Source organism: Gordonia sp. DT30, from assembly GCF_049844915.1.
Lineage (GTDB): Bacteria > Actinomycetota > Actinomycetes > Mycobacteriales > Mycobacteriaceae > Gordonia.
The window spans coordinates 1-286 of the sequence record NZ_JBNCLY010000106.1; the positions used below are offsets into that span (position 1 = coordinate 1).

Sequence of the window (286 nt, forward strand, 5' to 3'; positions counted from 1 at the left end):
ATGTCGTGGTCGACCTGGTGCGGGATGTCGTCGAGGACGTCGATCACCACCCGCGCATGTGCGGGCCCGACCGCCCCCTCGGCGAACGCCTGCGCCAACGTGGGGTACTTCGGGGCGAGGGGTTCGCCGGTCAACCCGTGATAGGTGGCGGTGGCGGTCATCTGCTTGCGGCGGCGCATCGGCTCCGACACGCGTAACCCGACGACCATCATGTCGGTCACCGACCGAAACCCGAACCGGCGCTCCGCATTCCGGTCGGATAGCTCGACGATCTGCCGGTCACCCT

1 protein-coding gene is annotated in these 286 nt (G+C 68.2%); it reads right to left on the reverse strand.

Going from position 1 to position 286, the window contains the following annotated elements; all coding sequences use genetic code 11:
• Positions 1–286: DUF222 domain-containing protein (locus ACLQ3C_RS21630; RefSeq protein WP_425707137.1), on the reverse strand; the 286-nt coding region annotated here is incomplete at both ends.